17 protein-coding genes are annotated in these 24,233 nt (G+C 62.5%); 11 read left to right on the top strand and 6 right to left on the bottom strand.

The genetic code is table 11. The annotated features are described in order from the left end of the window. Positions 1-604: 604 nt before the first annotated feature. The 7 genes from CupriaWKF_RS19945 (at position 605) to ltrA (ending at position 11,999) form a co-directional block, all read left to right on the top strand. The gene (locus CupriaWKF_RS19945; protein WP_276102498.1) at positions 605-1,747 is read left to right on the top strand and encodes a VOC family protein; all 1,143 of its coding nucleotides are present in this window, start codon (positions 605-607) and stop codon (positions 1,745-1,747) included. A gap of 47 nt (positions 1,748-1,794) precedes the next feature. Next, complete coding sequence (locus tag CupriaWKF_RS19940) at positions 1,795-2,751, top strand: fumarylacetoacetate hydrolase family protein (RefSeq protein WP_276102497.1); 957 nt, start codon at positions 1,795-1,797, stop codon at positions 2,749-2,751. 212 nt (positions 2,752-2,963) lie between these two features. Next, positions 2,964-4,895, top strand: coding sequence for an acyl-CoA synthetase (locus CupriaWKF_RS19935; RefSeq protein ID WP_276102496.1), 1,932 nt, complete (start codon positions 2,964-2,966; stop codon positions 4,893-4,895). A 19-nt stretch (positions 4,896-4,914) separates the two neighbouring features. Then, positions 4,915-7,911, top strand: a complete 2,997-nt coding sequence (locus CupriaWKF_RS19930) for a molybdopterin-dependent oxidoreductase (RefSeq protein WP_276102495.1) — start codon at positions 4,915-4,917, stop codon at positions 7,909-7,911. Beyond that, a complete protein-coding gene (locus tag CupriaWKF_RS19925; protein WP_276102494.1) occupies positions 7,904-8,794 on the top strand; it encodes a 4Fe-4S dicluster domain-containing protein in 891 nt (296 codons plus the stop codon). The genes CupriaWKF_RS19930 and CupriaWKF_RS19925 overlap by 8 nt, the downstream gene beginning before the upstream one ends. Before the next feature lie 200 nt (positions 8,795-8,994). Further along, entirely contained in the window at positions 8,995-10,167 is a 1,173-nt protein-coding gene (locus CupriaWKF_RS19920) for a porin (RefSeq protein ID WP_276102493.1), read from the top strand. A 356-nt stretch (positions 10,168-10,523) separates the two neighbouring features. Beyond that, on the top strand, positions 10,524-11,999 hold the full coding sequence (gene ltrA, locus CupriaWKF_RS19915) for a group II intron reverse transcriptase/maturase (RefSeq protein ID WP_276102492.1): 1,476 nt from the start codon (positions 10,524-10,526) through the stop codon (positions 11,997-11,999). 244 nt (positions 12,000-12,243) lie between these two features. Here the strand turns inward: ltrA and CupriaWKF_RS19910 are convergent, their stop codons facing one another. From CupriaWKF_RS19910 to CupriaWKF_RS19900, 3 genes are all read right to left on the bottom strand, one after another. Next, positions 12,244-12,687: a GNAT family N-acetyltransferase gene (locus CupriaWKF_RS19910; RefSeq protein WP_276102491.1), complete on the bottom strand. Its 444-nt coding sequence runs from the start codon at positions 12,685-12,687 to the stop codon at positions 12,244-12,246. A 127-nt stretch (positions 12,688-12,814) separates the two neighbouring features. Continuing rightward, positions 12,815-13,186, bottom strand: coding sequence for a PHA-granule associated protein 4 (locus CupriaWKF_RS19905; protein ID WP_276102490.1), 372 nt, complete (start codon positions 13,184-13,186; stop codon positions 12,815-12,817). 44 nt (positions 13,187-13,230) lie between these two features. Next, positions 13,231-14,691, bottom strand: coding sequence for a sensor domain-containing diguanylate cyclase (locus CupriaWKF_RS19900; protein ID WP_276102489.1), 1,461 nt, complete (start codon positions 14,689-14,691; stop codon positions 13,231-13,233). Between the two features lie 370 nt (positions 14,692-15,061). Here CupriaWKF_RS19900 and CupriaWKF_RS19895 point away from each other — a divergent pair, with 370 nt between their 5' ends. Then, complete coding sequence (locus tag CupriaWKF_RS19895) at positions 15,062-16,042, top strand: site-specific integrase (RefSeq protein WP_276102488.1); 981 nt, start codon at positions 15,062-15,064, stop codon at positions 16,040-16,042. A 126-nt stretch (positions 16,043-16,168) separates the two neighbouring features. Here CupriaWKF_RS19895 and CupriaWKF_RS19890 read toward each other — a convergent pair whose 3' ends face one another. Continuing rightward, entirely contained in the window at positions 16,169-16,294 is a 126-nt protein-coding gene (locus tag CupriaWKF_RS19890; RefSeq protein WP_276102487.1) for a hypothetical protein, read from the bottom strand. 52 nt (positions 16,295-16,346) lie between these two features. Next, positions 16,347-17,780, bottom strand: coding sequence for an OFA family MFS transporter (locus tag CupriaWKF_RS19885; protein ID WP_276102486.1), 1,434 nt, complete (start codon positions 17,778-17,780; stop codon positions 16,347-16,349). A 337-nt stretch (positions 17,781-18,117) separates the two neighbouring features. Between CupriaWKF_RS19885 and CupriaWKF_RS19880 the strand changes: the two genes are divergently transcribed. Further along, complete coding sequence (locus CupriaWKF_RS19880; RefSeq protein WP_276102485.1) at positions 18,118-19,572, top strand: sigma-54 dependent transcriptional regulator; 1,455 nt, start codon at positions 18,118-18,120, stop codon at positions 19,570-19,572. Positions 19,573-19,574: 2 nt separating this feature from the next. Then, on the top strand, positions 19,575-21,605 hold the full coding sequence (locus CupriaWKF_RS19875; protein WP_276102484.1) for a cache domain-containing protein: 2,031 nt from the start codon (positions 19,575-19,577) through the stop codon (positions 21,603-21,605). Between the two features lie 32 nt (positions 21,606-21,637). Here CupriaWKF_RS19875 and CupriaWKF_RS19870 read toward each other — a convergent pair whose 3' ends face one another. Further along, complete coding sequence (locus tag CupriaWKF_RS19870; RefSeq protein WP_276102483.1) at positions 21,638-22,588, bottom strand: LysR substrate-binding domain-containing protein; 951 nt, start codon at positions 22,586-22,588, stop codon at positions 21,638-21,640. 171 nt (positions 22,589-22,759) lie between these two features. On the opposite strand from CupriaWKF_RS19870, the gene CupriaWKF_RS19865 reads away from it, so the two are divergent. Then, complete coding sequence (locus CupriaWKF_RS19865; protein WP_276102482.1) at positions 22,760-24,220, top strand: form I ribulose bisphosphate carboxylase large subunit; 1,461 nt, start codon at positions 22,760-22,762, stop codon at positions 24,218-24,220. The last annotated feature ends 13 nt before the right edge of the window (positions 24,221-24,233 follow it).

Below are 24,233 nucleotides of genomic sequence, written 5' to 3'. Positions count from 1 at the left end.
GATTCGGCCGAATTCCTGCGGCTGAGAGAAAGCCTGGAGCGGGCTGAGGCCTGCCCAGGCCTGCACGCGGGCACCACCGAGTGATGCAATTGGCGCAAGCCGGTGCGAGGCGAGGTTGGCTCGAACGATGAGGTTTGCTATGCATTTGAAGGGTTTTACTGCCATTGTTGGAAAGCTGCATATTCATGCAATGCGTTCAATCGCCTCGCGCGAAATGATTGCATCACAGTCTGACGCGCAATGGTTTCACGTCTACCGACGTACATCGGCAGGGCTCACACTTGAGCAAAGGGAGAAGGACTTTGATTCGGCCTTCGACTATTGCTTGCGTTGCGCGGCACCTCACTGAGGCTGCGAACGGCCAGACGCTTGGCAGCCGACGCAGCTGGCCCAGCGCCGCTGCACCGGCGGCCACGCAGTCCGGACACGACAGTATCCGGGCAAGAGAACCATACGGCGCGCAGAGTGTCGCGCCCCGCACCACGCCAGAAAATTCCCACCGCGGCCTATATTTTCATATTGACTTAAACGTCAAGATGACCATAATGTCATAAAAAGATCGGGGGTTGCTTCAGGCAATGCCCGGCTATTTCCAGGAGACGACATGACCCGCCAGCCTCGCAGCGTGCTGCGCACGCCGCCAGCATTTCCAGAAAGCGCACTACCTTTCTCGGTCCAGAAACTCTCGCGGCCGGAAGCCATGGCGAAAGCCCAGGCGCTTGCTTTTCTCATCTTTGAAAAACATGACTTGCGCGCTGCAGAGGGCTTCCTGTCGGATTTCGGCATGTGTAGCGTGTCGCGCACCGACAAGCAGTTGCTGATGCGCGGCGCCGGGTCACAGCCATGCCTGCTGTTGATACGGAAAGGGCAGCGCTCGCGTTATGTCGGCGCCGCGTTTACCGTTCGCAACGAGGCTGATCTGGTTCGCCTTGAAGCCGAGGCGAACGCACGCCGACTGCCACAGGGCTCTGTTCCGGGAGGCGGAACTGGTGTCGAACTGACCGACCCCGCCGGGAATCTCCTGTGGCTGGTCACGGGTCAGCAGCCGCTCGATCCGCTGCCATTGCGGGAACCTACACATGCTCTCACCAATGACCCCAGGCAGCTTCGCAGGGTGAACGCCATGGTGCGGCCGCCGCTGGAGCCCGCAGCCGTGGTGAAGCTCGGCCACGTCGTGCTGCAGACCGTCGACTTTGCTGGCATGGCGCGTTGGTACATGCGGCATCTCGGCCTGATTCCGACCGATGTTCAGTATCTCGAGGATGGGTCACCCAACCTCTGCTTCTTCCGGCTCGATCTGGGAAGCACGCCCGCGGACCATCACACCTTCGTTCTGGCAGGAGGCATCGAGGAAAAGTACGAGCACAGTGCGTACGAGGTGCTCGACCTTGACGCGCTCGGACAGGGCCATAACGTACTGCGTGCAAACGGCCATCGGCATATGTGGGGCATCGGCCGGCACGTCCTTGGAAGCCAGCTCTTCGATTACTGGTTCGACCCCGACGGCATGGAGTTTGAGCACTACACCGACGGTGATGTCTTCACGGCTGATCATGAGACCCATTACGTCCCCCTCGACATGTCCGGCATCTGGGCCTGGGGCGACGACGTCCCGGCCAGCATGGGCGTCAAGCGCAATCTTGACACGGTGCTCCGCCTGGCTCGCTTGCTGCGGTCCGGACGGCTCTCGCTGGAGCGCCTGAAGTTGCTTGGGCGCGCCATGAGTCCTGCGCGACCGTGGCTGTGAGCGCTCCGTCGCCGTCCCTGTAAGACCCCTCACATCAAGGAGAAGAAATGGCTGTCAAGGTCGTCCGATATATCCATGCCGGCGAACCCCGCTGGGGCGTGGTCCACGACCGCCGTATCGCACCATTGCACTGCGATGGCGCCAGTACTGCCGACTTCGTCACGAATGGCCTCGAAGCGGCCTGGCGCAGCACGCCGGGCGAGGCAACCCTTGCGCTCGATGGTGTCACGCTGCTGCCGCCAGTGACCCCAGACCGCCAGTTTCTGTGCCAGGGCATCAACTACGCAAGTCATGTACGCGAGTCAGGCATGGACCCCGACAAGATCGGCTTCAACACGCTGTTCACTAAGGCTCCGTCGTGTCTGGCCGCGGCTGACGCCGACGTCGTGAGGCCTGGGCATGTGCACCTGCTCGACTACGAAATCGAACTGGGTCTGGTTGTGCGCAAGCCGCTGACGGGCGCCCTCCGCATCGGCCCGGAACAGCTTCATGAGTTTCTCGCGGGTGTAACCATTGTCAATGATATTTCCGCCCGCGACGTCCAGTTGCCACAGGCTCAGTTCTACAAAGGAAAGAGCTATCGCAGCTTCGGTCCCGTAGGTCCTTTCCTGGTACTGCTGAATGCAGAGGAATGGGCACGCTGGCCTGAGCTGCGCATGCGGCTACATGTCAACGGCCAGCCCCGCCAGGATACCTACTGCGGCGACATGATCTTCAAACCGCACCAGACGCTGACGGAGTTGTCCGCTCTGCACGATCTGCAGCCCGGTGACCTTATCGCTACCGGGACTCCGGCGGGCTGTGCAGCGCGGGCGCCGGGCAAGCTGGCCATGTGGATGTTTCGCCATGTACTGTCCGACCGTACGAAGTGGCAACTCTTCATCAAAAAAGGTCGCTCGAACCCCGCGTACCTGCAGCCTGGGGACATCATGACTGCCTCGATACGCACCGACGATGGTGCGATCGAGCTGGGCGAGCAGCGCAATCGCGTGGTGTCGGCATGAACGCCCACGACCTGGGACCTGCCGCTCAAGCGAAGCCGTATTGGAATCGCTGACCCTTGCGCAGCGTTCCTGCTTCCGCTTTGCGCGAAGACCTTCCCGCTTTCGCAGATTGAGCAGGCATACCTGCACGTCACCCGGCGCGAGCCGCGGCGGGCAGTTCTGTTGCCACTGCAACACTGACAAGAAAACAGCCTCTCAACAAGGAGACAAGCATGCCCGATACAACGGTGGGCGGCAGGACTCTGTCCGCCTCAATCCGGACCCAGGCCGATATCGACGCCTTTGAGCGCACGCCCTGGCAAGAGAAGGTTCCCGCGCAAAATACATACGAACTCCTGTGCCGAGCCTGCGATCGCCATCAGGAGAAGACCGCACTTCGCTTTGTCATGACCGGAGCGCCAGACGCTTCCGAGTTCACGGTGGATTACGCAAGCCTGAAGGCACGCGTGACGCAAGCCGCCAACGCGTTCTTCCGCGTCGGTGTGACACCAGGCACTGCGGTAACCGTGCTGCTTCCCAATCTCCCTCAGACCCACTATGCCTTGCTAGGCGCCCAGGCGGCGGGTATCGCGAGTCCCATCAACCCGATGCTCGAGGTGGACTATATCGCCGCCATCATCGAAGAGACCCGGGCCCAGGTGCTGGTCGCCTGCGCGCCGATGGAAGACAGTACGCTTTGGGATAAAGCTATCGCTGTGGTCAACCGCTGTCCTGGGGTGCGGACGCTGTTCGTCGTCAGCGCTACGCCGTACGTTGGCGAGCAAGAGCGCAAGCGCCTGGAGGCAGCATTCGAAGCCGCGTCGCGGCCGGCTCGCGCGGACGTGAATATCGTCAGCTTCGAACAGGCGTTGGCGGCCGAGCCTTCGGACATGCTGGTCTCTCAGCGACGCTTCTTGCCAACCGACATCTGCTCGTACTTCCATACCGGTGGCACCACCGGGCTGCCAAAAGTCGCGATGCACGCGCATCTCAACGAGGCGTTCGTTGCGTCCATGCTGGGCGCGCTAACCCCGTCCCCCAATACAATCCTGTGCGGTCTTCCGCTGTTCCATGTGAACGGCGCAATGGTGACGGGCCTGGCCGCCTTCCATAGCGGCTGGGAGGTCGTCATGCTCACGGCGGCCGGCTATCGCGGTAACGGCGTGATGCCGAACTTCTGGAAACTGGTTGAACGGTTCCGGGCAAACAGCTTCAGTGGTGTGCCGACAATCTATAGCGCGCTAGCTGACCTGCCTCGCGATGGCGTCGACATTTCCTCGCTGCGCTTCGCTTTTTGCGGCGCCGCGCCACTGCCGGCCGAAGTTGCGAGACGCTTCGAAGCCGCTGCCGGCATCCCTTTATACGAAGGCTATGGGATGACGGAAGCCGCCTGCGTTTCGGCCTTGAATCCGCCGCTGGGCGAGCGCCGCCTTGGTAGCGTTGGATTGCGTCTTCCCCACCAGGCCATCGGAGTCTGGAAGTCTGACACCGCCGGCCTTGCCGCTGAACCGGCCGCTCCTGGTGAAACCGGTGTTATCGGCGTTCATGGTCCCAATGTGTTCCCCGGTTACTTGCGAGAGCAGGATAACCGCGGCATCTGGCTGAAGCCGGGATGGCTCAACACCGGCGACCTCGGCTATCTCGACACGGATGGCTACCTGCACCTGACGGGCCGTGTCAAAGAACTGATTATTCGTGGCGGTCACAATATCGATCCGGCGATGATCGAGGAAGCGCTTCTTCAGCATCCGGCTGTGGCCATGGCTGCCGCAGTCGGCCAGCCGGATGCGCACGCCGGTGAATTGCCTGTTGCCTACGTCACGCTCAAGCCGGGGCACGCGCTCTCTGCGGATGAACTGCTCGCTGCGGCGCGCTCGCTCGTACCCGAGCGCGCCGCGGTGCCGGCACGTATTGAAATCCTGCAAGCGCTACCGCTGACCCCAATTGGCAAGGTGGCGCGCGCGGAGTTGCGCATGCGCGCTGTCGAGGAAGTATTCCAGGAACAGCTGACACAGGCCGGTGTGCCCGCCAGCGTACGCGTTGGTCCCGATATCCGGAGGGGTACGGTGGCTTTCGTCCAATGCGCCGCCGCCGACGCAGAACGTGTGCGGGATCTCCTGGCCGGACGGTTTCCATTCCCGCTCGACTTCACTCATCCGGCGTAACCCCCAGCGCGATCCAGTGATGAAAAAGATTGTCCTTCGAACCATCTTGTTCGCCTTGCCAAGGGTGCTCAATCTGACCGCCTGGAAGCACCCGCATTTTCGCCAGCGACTGAAGCATAAGAACTGTACCGCCTTCATCGGTCTGCTGGACGGAAGTGTTGGTCTGAACCTCGAGATTAAGGGGGGGAAGGTGCGATCGCGGAACGCTAAAAGCGTCGAACCCGACGTCAGCCTGCTGTTCAGGGATCTCCCCACGGCCCTGAAATTCCTCATGCCCAACCCGGATCAGGGCGATATCATCCACGCCGCGAAGAATTTCAAGGTCATCACGAAGGGGCCGGATCCCTTGGTGGTCTGGTTCATGCAAACGCTGAACCTCAGCCAGACTGTGGGCGTCTCGATGGGTAAGCCGATGGCCGACGGAACGCGCCGCTTCACGACATGCACGAATGGCGGGCCGCTGTTCGTCTATGTAAAAGCGGGGCGCATCCTACGCGTGACACCTCTCGAGTTCGACGCCGACGATGCCCAAGGCTGGGAGATCAGGGCGCGCGGGAAGACCTTTCGACCGCAGCGCCGTGCACTGGTAGCGCCCCATGCCATGACGCTGAAGTCGGTCGTCTACTCGGACAAACGCATTCTTCATCCGATGAAGCGCGTGGATTTCGATCCCGATGGCGAGCGCAATCCGCAGAATCGAGGGAAATCAGGTTACGTGCAGATCTCATGGGACGAAGCCCTTGATATTGTCGCCAGGGAAATCAACCGGCAGAAACGGGTTCACGGTCCTGGCGCCATCACCTTTCCGATGTCGTCCCACCATCAGTGGGGCAACGTCGGCTACTACCTCAGCGCCTTGACGCGCTTCGCCAATCTGATCGGTTTCACCCGTGTCGCAGCCAATCCGGACAGTTGGGAGGGCTGGTACTGGGGCGCGATGCATCACTTCGGCAACTCCATGCGAATAGGCGTACCGGCGGGCTATGGTGGAGTCGAGGATTGTCTCAAGGAAGCCGAGCTGATTGTCTTCTGGTCCTGCGATCCGGAGAGCACAAATGGTGCCTATGCGGGGTTCGAAGGGACGCAACGGCGCCTGTGGGCCAAGGAACTCGGCATCGAGTTCATACACATCGACCCGCACAACAATCCGACGGCGCAATTGCTCGGCGGGCGCTGGATTCCGGTACGGCCGCAAACTGACGCCGCTCTGGCTACTGCAATCATGTATGTGTGGGCGGTCGAGGACTTGTACGACAAGGATTACGTTGCGACCCGCACGACGGGCTTCGAAGAGTGGAAGGCCTATCTGCTGGGACAAACCGACGGTATCCCCAAGACCCCGGAGTGGCAAGAAACCGAAACGGGCGTTCCCGCGAAGGACGTGCGCGCCCTCGCGCGAAAGTGGGGCAACAGGAAGGTCTATCTGGCAGCCGGCATGACGGGCGCAGGATTCGGCGGCGCTGGCCGCGGCGCCACAGGGCAACAGTGGGCGCGCTGCATGATCATGATGATGGCGATGCAGGGCTGGGGCAAGCCAGGGGTCAATTTCGGATGCCTTCAGCTCGGCACGCCGGTGGACCTCCATTTCTACTTTCCGGGGTACGCGGATGGAGGGATTTCCGGTGATCTGATGTGGACTGGCAACGCTGTCAATAACTATCAGCGGATGCCACACATTCTGACGATGAACCCCGTCAAGCAAATGGTCCCGCGGCAGCAGCTGCCCGACGCCATCATCAACGGCCACGCCAGCGGCTATCTCTGGGACGGTATTTCGCAGGAAGCGCAATTCGCGCCTTTCACGTATCCGATGCCAGGTTATTCGCCCATCCACATGATCTACCGGTACGGAGGCTCGGCATTCAGCACCGTCACCAAGTCCGGCCGATGGATCGATGCCTATCGTCACCCGAGCATTGAATTTGTCGTCAATCAATCGATCTGGATGGAGGGCGAGGCCCAGTTCGCTGACATCATTCTTCCGGCATGCTCCTCGCTGGAGCGCTGGGACATTGGCGAATGGTCGAATTCGGGGGGGTACGCGCATCACGGGATTGCCGGCGTCAATCATCGCGTTATAACGCTGCAACACAAGTGCATCGATCCACTCGGTGAGTCGCGGTCTGACTACGACATATTCACCGGAATTCTGGAGCGACTCGGTCTCGGCGCACTGTTTACCGAAGGCGGTTCGGAACTTGACTGGGTCAAGCGCGTGTTCGATGGCTCCGATCTGCCGAATCACATCTCCTGGAAGGAGTTCTGTCGCAAGGGTTACTACGTTGTCCCGCCGGAAGGGCCGGATTTCAGCCAGCCGGTGGATATGCGGTGGTTCGCGGAAGGCCGCCAGAAGGACCTCCCCGAGCCGCATCCGCTACCAAGCCAATTTGCCGAGGAATTCGGCACGGGCTTGCAAACGCCCAGTGGCAAGATCGAGTTCGTTCCTGAAACTCTCAGGCGCCACACAGCAGACAATCCCGACCGGCCGGCGCTCAATCGCTACATCCCCTCGTGGGAAGGTCTCGGGACGACCACGCTGGCGGGCAAGTATCCCCTGCAGATGATCGCTACGCATTCTCGCTATAGCTTCCACACGTCGAGTGATGGCAAGAACAGCGCCGTGAATCACGTGCGAGACCACCGTGCCCGAATCGCCGGTCATGACTTCTGGCTATTGCGCATCAATGCCGTCGACGCGAAAGAACGCGGGATTGCCCACCGTGACCTGGTCAAGGTCTATAACGACCGCGGGGCCGTGATCTGTGCGGCGGATATCTCGCCGCTGATGGTTCCGGGCGTGGTGAAGTCGCATGAGGCGAGTGCCGAGTTCCAGATGGTGGACGTCGGAGGCGAAACGGTCGAGATCGGCGGCTGCATGAATATCCTCACGCCGGACCGCCCCCAGACGCGGGGCACAAGCAGCATGAGCCCCAATTCATGTCTGGTGCAGATTGAAAAATGGCATGGCGCCGAGCAATTCAAGCTCCGCGCCCCCGCGGGGATCGCTCATGACTAAGTGGAATCTCATCATCAACGTCGGCCGTTGCGAGAATTGCTATAACTGCGTAATTGCCGAGAAGGACGAACACGTCGGCAACGACTTTCCCGGGTATGCGGCCCCCGCATCCGTGTCCGGTGAAAGCACGATCCGCATTCTGCGCCGCGTCGAGGGTCACGCGCCAATGGTCCGGACGACCTATCTGCCCGTCATGTGCAACCATTGCGACAACGCGCCATGCATGAAGGTGGGCGGTGACGCGATCACGAAGCGCAAGGACGGCATCGTCATTATCGACCCCGTCAAGGGCAAGGGCCGCAAGGACATCGTGCGTTCCTGCCCTTACAAGGCCATTGTCTGGAACGAGGAGCTCCAGCTCCCCCAGACGTGGATCTTCGATGGCCACTTGCTCGACAACGGTTGGCAGCGCCCCCGCTGTCAGCAAGCATGCCCAACCGATGTCTTCGAGGCGGTGAAGCTTGACGACAGCGCCATGGCCCGGAAGGCCAGCGCCGAGGGATTGAAGGTGCTGCTGCCCAAGCTTGGCGCAAGGCCGAGAGTCTATTACCGGGGGCTGGAGCGCTGGGAAACTTGCTTCATCGGCGGCAGCGTCAGCGTCAAGGCATCTGGCAAGTCCGATTGTGTTGCGGGCGCCGAAGTCTCGCTGTACCAGGGCGACAAGAAGATTGCCATGACAGCAAGCGATGATTTCGGCGACTTCCGCTTTGGCGACCTGCCCGCGAAAAGCGGCGTCTATCGCATTGAAATCCATCACAAAGCAGGAACGGCGCACAGGGAATGCGAACTGCACGAAAGCCTGTATCTCGGCGAAATCGTTCTAGTTCCCACGGCGTCGGACGTGGAAGCGGGATCCGTCGCTAAGCGCGCCCCGATGAGCTGACGCCACGGCTGAGATAGCCGTTCCCATCGCCACTTTTCAGCCGGGTCCGGCGAGACCCGGGGTACACGGCCGCGAACTCTCGTTCGGCGTTTGCGTTGCTGTGTCTCGATGGTGCGCGGCTGCACGCTGTGACGACCCTTCCAGATCTCTTTCCACATGCTTTCATGACCACCGCTACGATAACGAGGAGACATTGCAGCATGAAAGAGCGCCTTCTTACCTGCGCAGCCGTCGGATTGTTTTCCGGGGCAGCCCACGCCCAGTCCAGTGTCACGCTGTATGGGGTTGTTGACACCAATCTCGAATACGTTAATCGAGTTGGATCTGTTCCGTTACCCACGAATCTCTACAACCCTGGGATGGGGCACAGCGTCACCCGATTGAACAGCGGCGGTCTTGCGGGATCCCGCTGGGGCTTGCGCGGAGAAGAGGACCTGGGCGCGGGCATGAAGTCGCTATTCGTACTGGAAAGCGGCTTTCAGGCCGATACAGGTGCTCTGGAGATGAACAACACACTGTTTGACCGACAGGCGTACGTCGGTTTGCGAAGCAACAAGTTTGGCCAACTCACATTCGGCCGGCAATATACTTCCCTCTTTCTCGGATTGGCTAATTTCATGCCGGGGGCCTACTCGGTTCAGTATGAGCCGATCGGTGTGATAGCCGGTCCAAACTTCCGCGAAAACAATGCCGTTCAGTACGCCGCCGTGGTGGGGCCGGTGACGGCGATTGCGCATTGGTCCTTTGGTGTCGGGATGACTTTGCCCCCTACCAGTCCGTTCGCTCAGCAAGTCGTGGTCGGAGGCAATGGCGAGGTTCCGGGGCGAGCCAGGAATGACACGGGGTATGGCGCCGCGCTGATCTATATGCCCGGCGCGTTCGGCTTCACCATCGACTACGATCAGTACAATCCGTCAATCGCCCAGGGCAGCGGTACCAATCGGCGCGTAGCGGTCGCCGCGAGCTATATGTTCGATAGCAAGACCAAGGTCATGGGCGGGTATCGTTGGGGACAGAACAAGGATCAGAATAGCCTGACAGTTTTACGCGATGACTATCACTGGCTTGGGGCGAATTATCAATTGACGCCATCCGTCGAACTGACGCTTGAATATGATTACCAGAAAGTCCGAAATCTGAACGGCAACGCTGCGGTGGCGAACCCTTGGCAATTGCTCTTCATGGCCAAATATAGCCTGAGCAAGAGGACAGATTTGTATGTGTCCACGGCCTATGCGCGGAACGCCGGACTGATGCTCGAATCCGGGGCGTCTGGCTATGGCGCCAGCCTCTTACTCAATAACACTTACGCGCCGGCGAACGGGCAGACGTCTATGATCGGCGTTGCAGCAGGTGTCCGCCATATCTTCTGAGTGCGCCGGGAGACCGGCAAGGAGTAGGTGGTGAGAGTCCACTACGATGAAGGAATAGCGAACCACATCGGCCCCGAGCCGTGCGCAGGCCGCCGCGAGGTGGTCGGCGAAGCGTCGGTAGGGGAGCGTGCGGGCCAGCCATTGAGCCGCGATAGATATGCAATTCCGGGTGCCGACGCGGTTCAGAACGCGGAAGGCAATACGAAGAGGCGCGTGAGCGCGAGCGCCTCAACGACCCGGCGTGGTCGAAGACCCTGGCACGCACGGACGCTCTTTGCACGGGAACCGGGAGATCTCTCGTCTGGCCAGTCGCGGCATGGGCTGGTCCGCATCGGGAAGGCGAGGAGCCGTAGCCGATGATGAACGGACGGGAGAAGTCAGACTCCGCCGTAGTAGCGAAGAAGCCTGCGAACAACGCCGTGAAGGCTGCGGAGTGGGTGGAGCGAAGGGCGGGGACCAAGGGGAGCATGGGTCAGTCCAACACGTGCCGGGCACAGAACCGGGTAAGCGTGCCACAGGGACTGGAACGTGTACGTCAAGCTGCAAGGCAGCGGAAGAAGGAACGGTTCACCGCGCTTCTGCATCACGTCACGGTCGACCGGCTTCGGGAGTCGTTCTATGCGCTCAAACGCAACGCGGCGCCCGGAGTGGATGGCATGACGTGGCGGTACTATGAGGCGGAACTGGAGGAGCATCTTCAGCTTCTGCACACGCAAGTACTCAGCGGAGCGTATCGGGCACTGCCCGTTCGGCGGCAGTACATACCCAAGCCGGACGGCAAACAGCGCCCGTTGGGGATTGCCGCACTGGAAGACAAAATCGTCCAGCGCGCGGTGGTTGAAGTGCTAAACGCGATCTACGAGGAAGACTTTATCGGTTTCTCGTACGGGTTCCGACCCGGACGCAGTCAGCATGATGCGCTGGACGCATTGGCAACGGCGATCACCCGCACCCCGGTGAATTGGATTTTAGACGCCGACATCCGGAGCTTCTTTGACTCGGTCAGCCAGGACTGGCTGGTTCGGTTCATGGAGCATCGAATCGGCGACGATCGCGTCATTCGTCTTGTGCGGAAATGGCTCAAGGCGGGCGTTCTGGAGAACGGAGAACTGAGCGTCAGTGAAACAGGTACACCGCAGGGCTCGGTGGCGTCGCCACTGTTCGCGAACGTGCATCTGCACTACGTATTTGATCTCTGGGCCAACCGATGGCGACGGCGGGAAGCTAAGGGCAACGTCATTATTCTGCGGTACGCGGATGATGTTGTGGTTGGTTTCGAGCACGAAGCTGACGCGCGGCGCTTCTGGGACGCGATGCGACAGAGGCTGGAGGAGTTCTCGCTTGCGCTTCACCCGGACAAGACGAGGCTACTGGAGTTTGGTCGCAACGCAGCGGCCAACCGCCAGAGTCGAGGCCTTGGCCGGCCGGAGACCTTCGGCTTCCTGGGTTTCATCTTTATCTGCGGACGATCGCGTCGCGGTGCCTTCCAGTTGCAGCGGAAGACCCGAGGTGATCGTATGCGGGCGAAGCTCAGGCAGATCAAGGAGGATCTGCGGCAGCGCATGCACGAGCCGATTCCTGCGCAAGGAAAATGGCTCAGGCAGGTGGTGCGCGGATACTTCGCGTACCACGCAGTACCAACGAATTCGCGAGCACTCGGCGCTTTCCGTTACCACGTTATGGACCTCTGGCGGCGTGCGCTTCGGCGTCGCAGTCAAAAGGATCACATGACGTGGAAGCGGGTCGAGCGGATCGCGGATGCCTGGCTCCCGCCGCCCCGAATCCTTCATCCGTGGCCTGACCGGCGCTTTGACGTCAAACACCCAAGGTAGGAGCCGTATGCCCGAATCGGGCTCGTACGGATCTGTGCGGGGGGTGCTCAGTAATGAGCATTCCTACCGCGATTAATACTCAACGTCGGGGCCGACCATTCCGGCCCCCGGCTTGGGCGCGTATCTGCGTCGCTTTGCGAACAGGGACTGGTCATCCACAAGCCCGGCAAAGTGTCGGACCCACCTAACAAGATGCACCGCAGATCAGCATCCTGGATGTGCTTAACGAATCCGAGCAATGGCTTCACAAGGCAATCTGCATCAGGGTACCGGCGCCCATCTCGTCCGGCTTGAATGCCGGAGACGGGCGCACGGCAGCGGGGAGATCCGTAGCGCTGATGGGCAAGAATCCCAGGCGGGCGAAATAGCCCGAAGCGGTTTCAGTCTGAAGGACGATGGAGTCGACCCCTTGCAGCCGGATATCCGCGACGATGGCCGACAGCATCAGCTCGCCAAGACCCGCCGATCTCCCCCGTTGCGCAACGACGAGAGCGCGAAGCACCCCCGTTGTCTCATAGCGCTCGACGCCAGCGCAACCGAGCAGCCCGGCATTGTCGCGGACCACGATGTACTGATCGATCCGATCGCGTACTCCCTCGATGGAGAGCGATGACGCGCGCAGCAGAGCTTCAACATCCGGCCAGTCTTCTTCGGACGCATAGTGAGGGCGCATGATGCATTCCTTCATACAAGCGTTCCTGTATCGTACTTTTGCCGGGCTGTTTTCGCTTTCAGGGATTCTTCTTAAGTAGAGTTGCTATGTCGCGAGGCAGCCGAGTAACGGGATGCCATCTCGGGATGCCTCTCGCGGCCGTTCAACCCCAGGTCAAGGTTGCATCCTCAAGCATATGGCCTGGCAGGATGTAGTCGCCGTGCATGATGGCGAGGGATTCCAGCTCGCAGAGGCAATCCTCCGCAAGCGTGGTCATATCAAACTTGCAATACAGGTAGCGCTGACGGAATGTGCGTTTCTCCCCGCGTAACCCCCGAGCGAGGGCGTCAGGCGATTCCACCGCGATATGCTCGATCGTCCTGAACTGGACGGCGATGCCGCACTGCTGTCCAAGCCGGCCAAGCTCCAGGGCGTCTTCCCATGCCGTCTCGTAGTCCAGGTCAACCGTACCTTCCGCATGCGATCTGATGTGCTCGATCGCGCTGGCTCGATTTCGTGCGACGTATACGCTCATGGAGAGTCTCCCCGGGGGAGTCCATCGTGATGAGAATATATCCACTAATGTGGAAGCTGCGCAACTGTGCTGGGCTCAGGTCCGGCGATGCCCGCAGCGTGGGCGTGCGCTTCGACGACGCGGTTCCGGCCGCCGCGTTTGGCCAGATACAGCGCTTCGTCACCTGCCAGGAAGAACGCGCGCAAGTCGGAGAAGGTGCGATGCTCCGTTCCGGCCTGGGCGTCAGTCGCGACCCCGATGCTGACCGTCAGCGTGGCGGATGCCGCGGCGCCGACTTCAATGCGCAACGATTGAGCAGCGGCTCTGATGGCTTCGGCGACCTTACGCGCACCGGCTTCATCGGTGCCAGGAAGCAAGATGGCGAATTCCTCACCTCCGTAGCGGCCCGCATAGTCTCCAGGGCGACGGATATGCCTCCGAATGCACTGCCCGACGGCAACCAGGGCGTCGTCTCCCGCCAGGTGTCCGTACACGTCATTGAATTGCTTGAAGTGGTCTACGTCGAGCATCAGCAGGGAGAGCGCCGTACCGTCGCGCCGTGCCCGACGCCATTCCTGGTCCGCGGCATCGTCGAGCGCCCTCCGGCTTCCCAGGCCGGTCAGCCCGTCGGTAGCGACCATCGATCGAAGGTGCTCTTCCATCTCGAGGCGGCGTTGCCATTGGCGGGACAGCATCACAGCGAGGCCAATGATCAGGATGCCGATGCCATTGGCCAGGCCCGCAAACCACCAGGCGCGCCGATACCATGGATCGAGGACGTCCTGCACGGAGAGCCCCACCACCATCACGAGCGGATAGCCGGGGACCTTCCGGTAGCTATACAGGCGCTGCACGCCATCAATCGCGGCGATACCGATGAAGTTTCCTTCCGTGCCGTGCAGTAGCGGGGGAAAGGAGGCGCTGCTGGAGATGTTGTGTCCGATATCCGCCTCGGCATACGGGCGACGCATGATGACAGTGCCGTCCGTGCGCAGCAAGGTAATGCTGCCGCCGGCGCCCAGGTTGACGCCTTCAAAGAGCTTGCGAAAGTAATCCAGCCGCAGCGTGCCCACCGCGATGCCATGAAAACTGCCGTCGGACCCGGACAGGCGGCGGCTCAGCGCGATGGATGCTGTCCCGGTTGTCACACGTGGCTGAAACGGCTTGCTGAGAAAGATGCTCTGCGTTGCCGATTTCGCATGCGCCTGGAAATAGTCGCGGTCGCTGACATTGTTGGGACGGGGCGGCCAGGCAGCGGAATCCAGCACCAGGTTGCCTTGCGCATCGGTCGCTAACAAAGACCCCATGTCCTCGGCGTTCATTGAGCGGTCAAAGATCAGGCGTTGCCGTAGCTGCCTGGGCATGGCCATCACTTCCGGGTCATGCATCGCGTCGGACATGCCGCCGAGTGCGAGCTCGTAGATGCGCAAATTGCGCGAGATGTTGCGCTCCAGGGTCAGGGCGATGTTCGAAGCGGCTTCGCCCGCTCTGGTCAGGGCATCACTGCGCATCTGGACGAGCGCCATCGCGACTAAACCCACAACAACGCACGTTAGAGCGATGGCCGCCGGGACGATAAGTCCCGCAGGTGAGAAGCGCGAACGATGCTTCTCTGGTAAGTGGCTGACGGGCCGCATTCAATATTCTGCTGCTTTCTGACAGTCGCCATTGTAGTTGCTGCCCTGACGTTGCCCGGTCCACGAACTCGCTGGAGCGGGTTCACGGCGAAGCAAGACAGACACTAGCAAACTGTTCCGCTCAGTCGGCACGGCGACTGTACTCTTTCGCGCCTCCGGACGCTCCTTACCATTTTGCCTAACGGACAGAGTCCGCGCGCAAGGTTCTTGCCAGCGCGGATGTCGAAGCATGAATCATCGCGTTGGACGGTAGTCGGAAATGAGTGATCTGTGGCTAAGAAATCCATCTCTTGCCTATGTGGCCTGGCAATCCCGGGAGCGCACGGGCGCAGGACACAGTGGCTTTGCGCCGCAGTCGATCATCCAGCATCGTGCCATGCTGGACAGGTTCCACCGGCATCTCGTTTCCCACGGCGTGACGATGGCGAACTTTGGCAGCGGGCATATCGAAACATTCTGGCTTGAGCCGGAGGTCGCTTCCCACGCCGCGGACACGCGCACGCGCTATGTGCAATTGCTCGATCGTCTCTGCCGGTACCTGATCGACATTGGTCTCAGGGACGACAATCCGGTCGCCGCCCTGGTAAGCGATGCAGGGTGGTCCGGTCAGGGAAGCACTCCGCTATTCCTGCCGGAGGAGATAGATCTGCGGCTGCAGGAATTCGTCAGGATGGATCTGGATGGCGATGTGGCGAGCCTGCGCATGCGCGCGGTTGTCGGCCTGTTTCTTGGTTCGGGGATCACCGCTGCGGAAGGGCGCGCGGCGGAGCTGGGCGATCTTCATCTTGCTGACGATGCGCCTTACTTGGTTGTCGCGGCCGGGCGCGGAAAGCCCGCCAGGAGAGTGCCGCTGGAAGGCTTCAGCATTGACGCCCTGAATGCATGGCGGGCCCGGCGCCGATTGCTGGCCATCGAAGGCAACCTGCTCTTCGCGTTGCGCGCCAGCGGCAAGCCTGTCACCGCCATGAGTCTCGGCAACATCGTCCGGGAAGCATTCGGAAAGATCGGCTATGAGGCCCCGGACATGAGCCCGCGGATTCTTCGGAATACTTACTGCCGGCGCGCGCTGCTCGCCGGCGTGCCGCGCGAGCGTGTATCGCAGTTGCTGGGCCTCTCGAGCAACCATACCTGCGACCGCATCCTCGCCACGATCGAAAGCATGCAGGGCGACAAGGACATGCAGCGTGGTCGGAGCGGCGACTCCGGCTTTGCCGGCGCCACTGCCGGCACAGGCCAGTGAAGGAAGATACCTTGGCTCGCTTGCCATAGCCGCTGCTACGCCGAGCGAGCCACGCGCATGGGGTGGCGCGTGAAACAGGTACTGGCCACCGAGAGCGGCGGCCAGCCGGTTTGCAGCAAGTATTGCTCAGCTGAACAGCGTCATGGCTTTGCCGAGGGTGGACCAGATACCCGCGCCCAGCGGAATGAGCGCGTAGGCCCAGAATGCGATCAAGAGCGTGGTCTCGGCGAATGTGCGGTTGTTGTCTTGCATGTCGGGGCTCGTGTGTTGTGGGTGCAAGGATTGCGGTCAAGCCGTGGCGCGCTCACGCGACGCTCGATACTTCGCGCAGATGGTGCCGAGCATGAACCGGGCGCACCAGCAGGTTGCAGATAAACCCGACCATCAGCAGCGCCGCCATGATGTGCAAGGTATCCACGTAGACCTCGGACCTTGGCACCCCGAGTGCCAGCTTGTATTCCCGGATGTAGTTCACCAGTGCCGGGCCGGCGATGCCGGCAGCTGCCCAGGCAGTGAGCAGCCGGCCATGGATCCCACCGACATAAGCGGTGCCGAACATGTCTGCCAGGTAGGCAGGAATGGTGCTGAAGCCGCCGCCGTACATGGTCAGGATCAGGAAGTAGCAAGTGACGAACATGGCGACGTTGCCGGCGGCGCCGATGGCCGGCACGGCCAGGTAGAGCGCGGCGCCCAGGGCGAAGAAGACCGCGTAGGTCGCCTTGCGGCCCAGGTAGTCGCTGGCCGAACTCCACAGGAAGCGCCCGGTCATGTTGCCGATGCTGAGCAGGCCGACGAAGCCGGCTGCCGCGGCGGCGGTGATGGCACCCTTGAAGGTTTCCTGGATCATCACCGCAGCCTGGCTCAGCACGCCGATGCCGGCGGTGATGTTCAGGAACAGGATCAGCCAGAGCAGGTAGAACTGCGGTGTCTTCAGTGCCTGGTCGATGTGCACATTGGCGTGCGTGACCATCTTGCCCGGCTTGTTCGCCGGCACATAGCCTTCGGGTGCCCAGCCCGGCGCGGGGATCCGGATAGCCAGAGCGCCGATAGACATCGAGAGAAAGTAGATCGTCCCCATCACCAGGAACGTTTCTGCTACGCCCGTGCTGGTTGCGCTCTTGAAGTGGTTCATCAGCGCGACCGAAAGCGGCGCGCCAATCATGGCGCCGCCGCCGAAGCCCATGATCGCCATACCAGTGGCCATGCCGCGCCGGTCCGGAAACCAGCGGATCAGCGTCGACACCGGAGAGACATAGCCCAGGCCCAGGCCGATGCCGCCCAGCACGCCGTAGCCCAGGTAGACGAGCCAGATCTGGTGCAGCCAGATGCCAAGCGCAGATACCAGGAAGCCGCCGCCGAAACAGCAAGCGGCAGTGAACATGGTGCGCCGGGGCCCGACCTTCTCCAGCCACTTGCCGGCGAAGGCGGCCGAGATGCCGAGGAAAAAGATCGCCAGGGAGAATACCCAGCCGAGCGTGGTGAGTTGCCAGTCGCCGGGCACGGAACGCGTCACCCCGAGAATCCGGGTGAGCGGTTCATTGAATACCGAAAACGCATAGGCCTGGCCGATGCACAGGTGCACTGCCAGCGCGGCAGGCGGCACCATCCACCGGTTGAAGCCCGGCCTGGCAATGATCGCCTCCTTGGAGAAGGCCGAAGGACGGGGGGCATGCGGCAGGTATGCAGACGCCGGGGCCTGGGTTTGCGAAGGCGCTTGCGCCTGGGCGGTAGAGGGCATGTCTTTGTCTCCTGGCTAAAGTGGCAGCTTCTGACTGTCGTCTGGTGCGACGGGGCTGGAGTGCGCCCTTCAGCAAAAGCCATGCCCAGGATTGATTTCTTTTGCCATCAAGCACTTGCAGCATGTGCTTCGCGGTGGCGCATGGGATGGCGATGGACAAAATGTCCGGGTGCGGGCCGCGCACGCGACAATCTGTCCACCAGCGGTTCCGCACGACGCGGCGGGCTCGGATTACTCCTAATACTGCCCATTGCGCGAATGTGGCTAGACTCTCCATCCGCCCGCGGCGGGGACGGCGTCCTTGCGCCGGACTGCCGGGTGCAACAGAACTTGAGTGATGAGCGAAAGACAAAGCGCGTCGGCCGATTCCGACAACTGGCAGCGCCGCACGATCCTGGTGGTGGACGACGAGGCCGGCATGCGCTCGTTCCTGTCGCGCGCACTGGAAGGCAAGGTGGCCGGCGTCCTGGTTGCAGACAGCGCCGAGGCTGGCGCCGCGCTGCTCGAGAAGCAGCATGTCGACCTGATCCTGCTTGATGTCGCGCTGCCGGGCTCCAGTGGCCTGGAGTGGCTGCAGGCGCTGCGCAGCGCCGGCAACCCCACCGACGTCATCCTGATGACGGCCTTTGCCGACGTCGAGACTGCTATCGCGGCGTTGCGTTCGGGAGCCTCGGATCTCGTGGTCAAGCCTTTCCGCGTCGACCAGATGCTCAACGCCATCGGGCGTTGCTTCGACCGTGCTCGCCTGGCTCGCGAGAACTATCTCCTGCGCCGTGAACTGGACAAGTACACCATTCACAAGGATTTCATCGGCGAGTCGGACGCCATGAAAAAGGTGATGGCGCTGGTGGCCCGCGTAGCCCCGATGCCATCGACCGTGCTGGTGACGGGCGAGTCCGGCACGGGCAAGGAAGTCGTCGCGCGCGAGTTGCACCGGCTCAGCGGGAGGCAGGGACAGTTCGTACCGCTGAACTGCGGAGCGATGGCGCCCGACATCATCGAGAGCGAATTGTTTGGCCACGCGAAGGGCGCGTTCACGGGGGCCGCTGGCGCTCGCCACGGTCTGTTCCTCTACGCGGACGGCGGTACGCTGTTCCTCGACGAGATCGCGGAACTGCCGCTGCCGATGCAGGCCAAGCTGCTACGGGTGATCGAGGACCGGCGCATCCGCCCGCTGGGCACCGAGCGCGAGATCGGCGTGGATGTACGCATCGTTGCGGCCGGCAACCGCGACCTTGCCAACGAGGTCGCAGCCGGGCGCTTCCGCCAGGACCTCTATTACCGCCTCGACGTGGTATCGATCGCTATTCCCCCGCTGCGGCAGCGTCCGGAGGATATCGTGCCGCTGGCCGAGCATTTTTCGGAGCAATTGTCGGCGCAGCTCGGGTTGCCGACGGTGGCACTGCCTCCTTCGCTGGCACGCCTGCTCAAGCGCTATGACTGGCCGGGCAATGCCCGGGAACTGCGTAACCTGGTCGAGCGCGCGCTGATTCTTGGCGAATACCCGATTGAGTCGCTGGTGGCCGGGGCAGGGGGCGCCGCAGCAGAAGGAATGGATGGAATGCAGGGCGCCGGTCACGGCGCGGGGGCCGAGGCCGAAGACCTGGCGGCAACCGGGCCGGACTCATCCGCCATGGCGGATGATCCGAGTCTGCTGGAGACAGTCGAGCGACGCCATATCGTGAGGGTCCTGGAGGCCGAGCGTGGCAACCGCGCGGAGGCGGCGCGCCGGCTTGGCATTTCGCGACGCACGCTGGACCGAAAGTGCCTGCAGTGGGGCCTGCGCCCTTGAGCATGTCGGCACTCCTGCACCGGTACCGCGGCTCGCTGCGCGCCAAGCTGGTATCGATCGTCGTTGCACCGCTGGTGGTTGCGCTGGCGGCCTTGCTGCTGATGATGGCCGTGTGGGGCGACCGGGTATTCCAGGCGCTGCTGGCATACAAAGTCAACAGCGACCTGCTCGTCGCGCACGAGTACTTCGCGCATATGGTCGACGGCGTGGGCGACCGGGTTCTGCAGGAGGCGCGTTCATACGCACTGGTGGACCGGCTGTCGGCAGGCAGCGCCACGGCGCCGATGTTGCAGGAGGCGCAGCGCACGCATGGGCTGGACTTCCTGCAACTGCTCGACCCGCAAGGGCGGCCGCTGGCCCCGGCGGCAGATGGGGCCGCAAGCGGCAACGCCAGCTGGCGTGTCGTTGCCAGCGCGGCCGCTGGGCGCGCCGATGCCGCCACCGATGCGTGGTCCGCCGCGCAGCTCGCCAGTGTTTCGGGCGAACTGGGCCAGCGCGCACAGGTGGCCCTGCGGTCGACCCCGAATGCGGTGCCGACCGAGCGGTCCCTCGAAAGCCGCGGCATGGTCGTGCATGCGGCGGCCCCGGTGTTCGACGCGAGCGGGAAACTGGTGGCCATCCTGCACGGCGGCACGCTGCTGAACCACAACCTCGCGTTTATCGATGCCATCAATGCGCTGGTCTACCAGCCCGAATCCTTGCCCAGAGGCAGCCAGGGCACGGCGACGCTATTCCTGGACGATACTCGCATTGCCACCAATGTGCGCCTGTTCCATGGCGAGCGCGCACTGGGGACGCGGGTCTCGCGTGAAGTGCGCGACAAGGTCCTGCTGCGCGGCGAGAAATGGCTGGACCTGGCCTTCGTGGTCAATGACTGGTACATGAGTGCGTATGAGCCCATCGCCGACAGCAGGGGGGAGCGCATCGGCATGCTTTACGTGGGCTATCTGGCCAGACCAATCGCCCAGGTCAAGGAAGTGGCCCTGGCACTGCTGGTCGGCCTGTTCGTGCTGCTGGCCCTGGCGGGAGCGCTGCTGTCGCTGCTGTGGGCCAGGCGCGTGTTCGAGCCGATGGCGCGCATGGTCGGCACGATGCACGCGCTCAAGGCCGGCGATGCGCAGGCGCGCGTAGGACCGGTTCGCAGCCACGACGAGCTCGGCCAGCTCGCAGGCCAGTTTGACCAGCTGCTGTCGGACCTGCAGGAGCGCAATGACCAGTTGAAGGAATGGGCTGACGCGCTGGACCGCAAGGTCGCCGAGCGTACCCACGAGCTGGAGCATGCCAATGCCGTCCTGCGCGCGACCCGGCAGCAATTGATTACGTCTGAAAAGCTGGCGGTGGCAGGGCAGCTGACTGCCGGCGTAGCCCATGAAATCAACAACCCGATCGCGGTAATCCAGGGCAACCTCGACGTAGCCCGCGACATCCTCGGCACCGCGGCGGAGCCGGTGCAGCATGAACTGCGTTTGATCGACGAACAGGTGCGCCGCATCCACCTGCTGGTCAATCAGCTGCTGCAGTTCGTGCGGCCCGAGGCGTTCGCCGGCAGTACCGAAAGCCTGGACGCCGGCGAAGTGGCCACGCGCTGCCTGGATCTGGTGCGGCACACCATGAAAGGAACGGCGATCCGCATCGAGCTGGACTTGCGTGCGACGCGGCTGGTGCGCATCAGCCGCAGCGAGCTGCAGCAGGTGGTGGTCAACCTGCTGACCAACGCTATCCACGCCATGCCGGACGGGGGGACGTTGACACTCGCCACGCGCGACTGGGCGCCGCACGGCGTGACGCTGCATGTGCGCGATAGTGGCCACGGTATTCGCGCGGACGATCTGCCCAGCATTTTCAATCCGTTCTTCACCACCAAGAAGCAGAAGGGAACCGGCCTGGGCTTGTCCATCAGCTATGCACTGGTGGAGCAATACGGCGGCCGGATCACGGTCGAAAGCGCACCGGGCCAGGGGACGGAGTTCACGGTGTGGCTGCGCGAGGATGGGGTACCGGAAGCGGGAGACGGTACCTCTGCGCAACCCTGACCGGGTAGCGTCTCACCAATGCCTTTCGGCCGTTATGCAACGCGCCGCCCGGGCAGCAGCCCGGCATATTCCTTGCCGAGGAATTCCGCCGTGTGTTCGAGCAGGTAGGCACGGCAGCGTTCGCTGGCCGGCGACAATCGCTTGCTGGTCATATGCGCGACATGCCAGGTGCGCTCGATCGGCGTGCCGGCGACGTCCAGCAGCGCAATCTCGTGCGTGCGCAGTTCTAGCGACAGCGTGTGGAGGGACAGCAGGCTGATGCCCATTCCGGCCATCACCGCCTGCTTGATGGTCTCGTTGCTGCCGAGCGTGACAATCTTTTCCGGCGCGAAAAGATGGTCGCGAAACATGTACTCGGCCACGGTACGCGTGCCCGAGCCCGGCTCGCGCAGCAGGAAGGTCTCGCGACGCAACTCCTGAAGGTCGAATTCTCTCGCATCCCGCAACGGGTGGTGGGGCGAGGCCACCAGGACGTGCGGATGCGCGGCGATGGGCTCCGACACGGCATCGAGTTCGCGCGGCGGGCGGCCCATCAGCGCGAGATCGATGGCATTGTCCTGCAGCAGCCGCAACAGGGTTTCCCGGTTGCCCTCGGCGATGCGCAACTCCACGCCCGGGTGCAGCGTGTTGAAGCCCGCGAGCAGCTTGGGCGCGAAATACTTGGCGGTGCTGATCAGCCCGATGGTGATGGAACCCTGTTCGACGTCCTTGACGGCCTGCAGGCCTTCCTCGGCATCCTTGACCTCGCCGAGGATGCGCGAAGCATGATGCAGCAACCGGTCGCCGGCCTCGGTCAGCGTGAGTTGACGGCCGACCCGCTCGAACAACGCCAGTCCAACCACCGACTCCAGCTGCTTGACCTGCATCGATACCGCCGGCTGGGTCAGGTGCAGTTCTTCCGCCGCGCGCACGAAGCTGGCATGCCGGGCCACGGTCACGAAGATCTGCAGCTGACGAAGGGTAAGTGCGCGCAGGAAGGACATGGGGCGAAGCGGGGGATGGAACGTCACTTACTGTGAAGCCCGGCTCATGCTTAAGCAATTGCTTATGCAGGGGGTAAGAATATCTGAATTTACCTTATGCGGGGGCGCGGATATCTTTTCTTCAACGCAGTCACGTCGTTGAACCAGGGAATCCACGGAAGGGAGACAAGCATGAACGCACCCGAGACGATCCAAGCCAAGCCACGCAAGCGCTACGATGCCGGCGTCATGAAGTACCGGGAAATGGGGTATTGGGATGCCGGCTACGAGCCCAAGGACACCGACGTGCTGGCACTGTTCCGCATCACCCCGCAGGAAGGCGTCGATCCCGTCGAAGCCGCGGCCGCGGTCGCCGGCGAGTCGTCGACCGCGACCTGGACCGTGGTCTGGACCGACCGTCTCACTGCCTGCGACATGTATCGCGCCAAGGCATACCGGGTCGAGCCGGTACCCAACAACCCGGAGCAGTTCTTCTGCTACGTGGCCTACGACCTGTCGCTGTTCGAGGAAGGCTCCATTGCCAACCTGACGGCGTCGATCATCGGCAACGTCTTCAGCTTCAAGCCGATCAAGGCGGCGCGGCTGGAAGACATGCGTTTCCCGGTAGCCTACGTGAAGACCTTCGCCGGTCCGTCGACCGGGATCATCGTCGAGCGTGAACGGCTGGACAAGTTCGGCCGCCCCTTGCTGGGCGCCACCACCAAGCCCAAGCTGGGCCTGTCGGGACGCAACTACGGCCGCGTGGTGTACGAGGGCCTCAAGGGCGGGCTGGACTTCATGAAGGACGACGAGAACATCAACTCGCAGCCCTTCATGCACTGGCGCGACCGTTTCCTGTTCGTCATGGACGCGGTCAACAAGGCATCGGCCGCCACCGGCGAGGTCAAGGGCAGCTACCTCAACGTGACCGCCGGCACCATGGAGGAGATGTACCGGCGCGCCGAGTTCGCCAAGTCGCTGGGCTCGGTCATCATCATGATCGACCTGATCGTCGGCTGGACCTGTATCCAGTCGATGAGCAACTGGTGCCGCCAGAACGACATGGTCCTGCACCTGCACCGCGCGGGCCACGGTACCTATACGCGGCAGAAGAACCATGGCGTGTCGTTCCGCGTGATCGCCAAGTGGCTGCGGCTGGCCGGCGTGGACCACATGCACACCGGCACCGCGGTGGGCAAGCTGGAAGGCGATCCGCTGACGGTGCAGGGCTACTACAACGTCTGCCGCGACGCCTACACCCACACCGACCTGACGCGCGGCCTGTTCTTCGACCAGGACTGGGCCTCGCTGCGCAAGGTGATGCCCGTGGCCTCGGGCGGCATCCACGCCGGCCAGATGCACCAGCTGATCAGCCTCTTCGGCGACGACGTGGTGCTGCAGTTCGGCGGCGGCACCATCGGCCATCCACAGGGCATCCAGGCTGGCGCCACGGCCAACCGCGTCGCGCTGGAGGCGATGGTACTGGCCCGCAACGAGGGGCGCGACATCCTCAACGAAGGCCCGGAGATCCTGCGCGACGCCGCGCGCTGGTGCGGGCCGCTGCGGGCGGCGCTCGACACCTGGGGCGACATCACCTTCAACTACACGCCGACCGATACCTCGGACTTCGTGCCCACCGCATCGGTGGCCTGAGGCAGCCGCCGGC

The sequence above is a fragment of the Cupriavidus sp. WKF15 genome (assembly GCF_029278605.1).
GTDB lineage: Bacteria > Pseudomonadota > Gammaproteobacteria > Burkholderiales > Burkholderiaceae > Cupriavidus.
Note: the sequence above shows the minus strand (reverse complement) of the source record. Positions and strands in the feature narration are given on the sequence as shown.

Excerpts from the sequence above, each read along its gene's own strand:
- CupriaWKF_RS19945 (WP_276102498.1), top strand. The coding sequence starts at position 605 with ATGACCCGCCAGCCTCGCAGCGTGCTGCGCACGCCGCCAGCATTTCCA.
- CupriaWKF_RS19940 (WP_276102497.1), top strand. The coding sequence starts at position 1,795 with ATGGCTGTCAAGGTCGTCCGATATATCCATGCCGGCGAACCCCGCTGG.
- CupriaWKF_RS19935 (WP_276102496.1), top strand. The coding sequence starts at position 2,964 with ATGCCCGATACAACGGTGGGCGGCAGGACTCTGTCCGCCTCAATCCGG.
- CupriaWKF_RS19930 (WP_276102495.1), top strand. The coding sequence starts at position 4,915 with ATGAAAAAGATTGTCCTTCGAACCATCTTGTTCGCCTTGCCAAGGGTG.
- CupriaWKF_RS19925 (WP_276102494.1), top strand. The coding sequence starts at position 7,904 with ATGACTAAGTGGAATCTCATCATCAACGTCGGCCGTTGCGAGAATTGC.
- CupriaWKF_RS19920 (WP_276102493.1), top strand. The coding sequence starts at position 8,995 with ATGAAAGAGCGCCTTCTTACCTGCGCAGCCGTCGGATTGTTTTCCGGG.
- ltrA (WP_276102492.1), top strand. The coding sequence starts at position 10,524 with ATGATGAACGGACGGGAGAAGTCAGACTCCGCCGTAGTAGCGAAGAAG.
- CupriaWKF_RS19910 (WP_276102491.1), bottom strand. The coding sequence starts at position 12,687 with ATGAAGGAATGCATCATGCGCCCTCACTATGCGTCCGAAGAAGACTGG.
- CupriaWKF_RS19905 (WP_276102490.1), bottom strand. The coding sequence starts at position 13,186 with ATGAGCGTATACGTCGCACGAAATCGAGCCAGCGCGATCGAGCACATC.
- CupriaWKF_RS19900 (WP_276102489.1), bottom strand. The coding sequence starts at position 14,691 with ATGGCGCTCGTCCAGATGCGCAGTGATGCCCTGACCAGAGCGGGCGAA.
- CupriaWKF_RS19895 (WP_276102488.1), top strand. The coding sequence starts at position 15,062 with ATGAGTGATCTGTGGCTAAGAAATCCATCTCTTGCCTATGTGGCCTGG.
- CupriaWKF_RS19890 (WP_276102487.1), bottom strand. The coding sequence starts at position 16,294 with ATGCAAGACAACAACCGCACATTCGCCGAGACCACGCTCTTGATCGCA.
- CupriaWKF_RS19885 (WP_276102486.1), bottom strand. The coding sequence starts at position 17,780 with ATGCCCTCTACCGCCCAGGCGCAAGCGCCTTCGCAAACCCAGGCCCCG.
- CupriaWKF_RS19880 (WP_276102485.1), top strand. The coding sequence starts at position 18,118 with ATGAGCGAAAGACAAAGCGCGTCGGCCGATTCCGACAACTGGCAGCGC.
- CupriaWKF_RS19875 (WP_276102484.1), top strand. The coding sequence starts at position 19,575 with ATGTCGGCACTCCTGCACCGGTACCGCGGCTCGCTGCGCGCCAAGCTG.
- CupriaWKF_RS19870 (WP_276102483.1), bottom strand. The coding sequence starts at position 22,588 with ATGTCCTTCCTGCGCGCACTTACCCTTCGTCAGCTGCAGATCTTCGTG.
- CupriaWKF_RS19865 (WP_276102482.1), top strand. The coding sequence starts at position 22,760 with ATGAACGCACCCGAGACGATCCAAGCCAAGCCACGCAAGCGCTACGAT.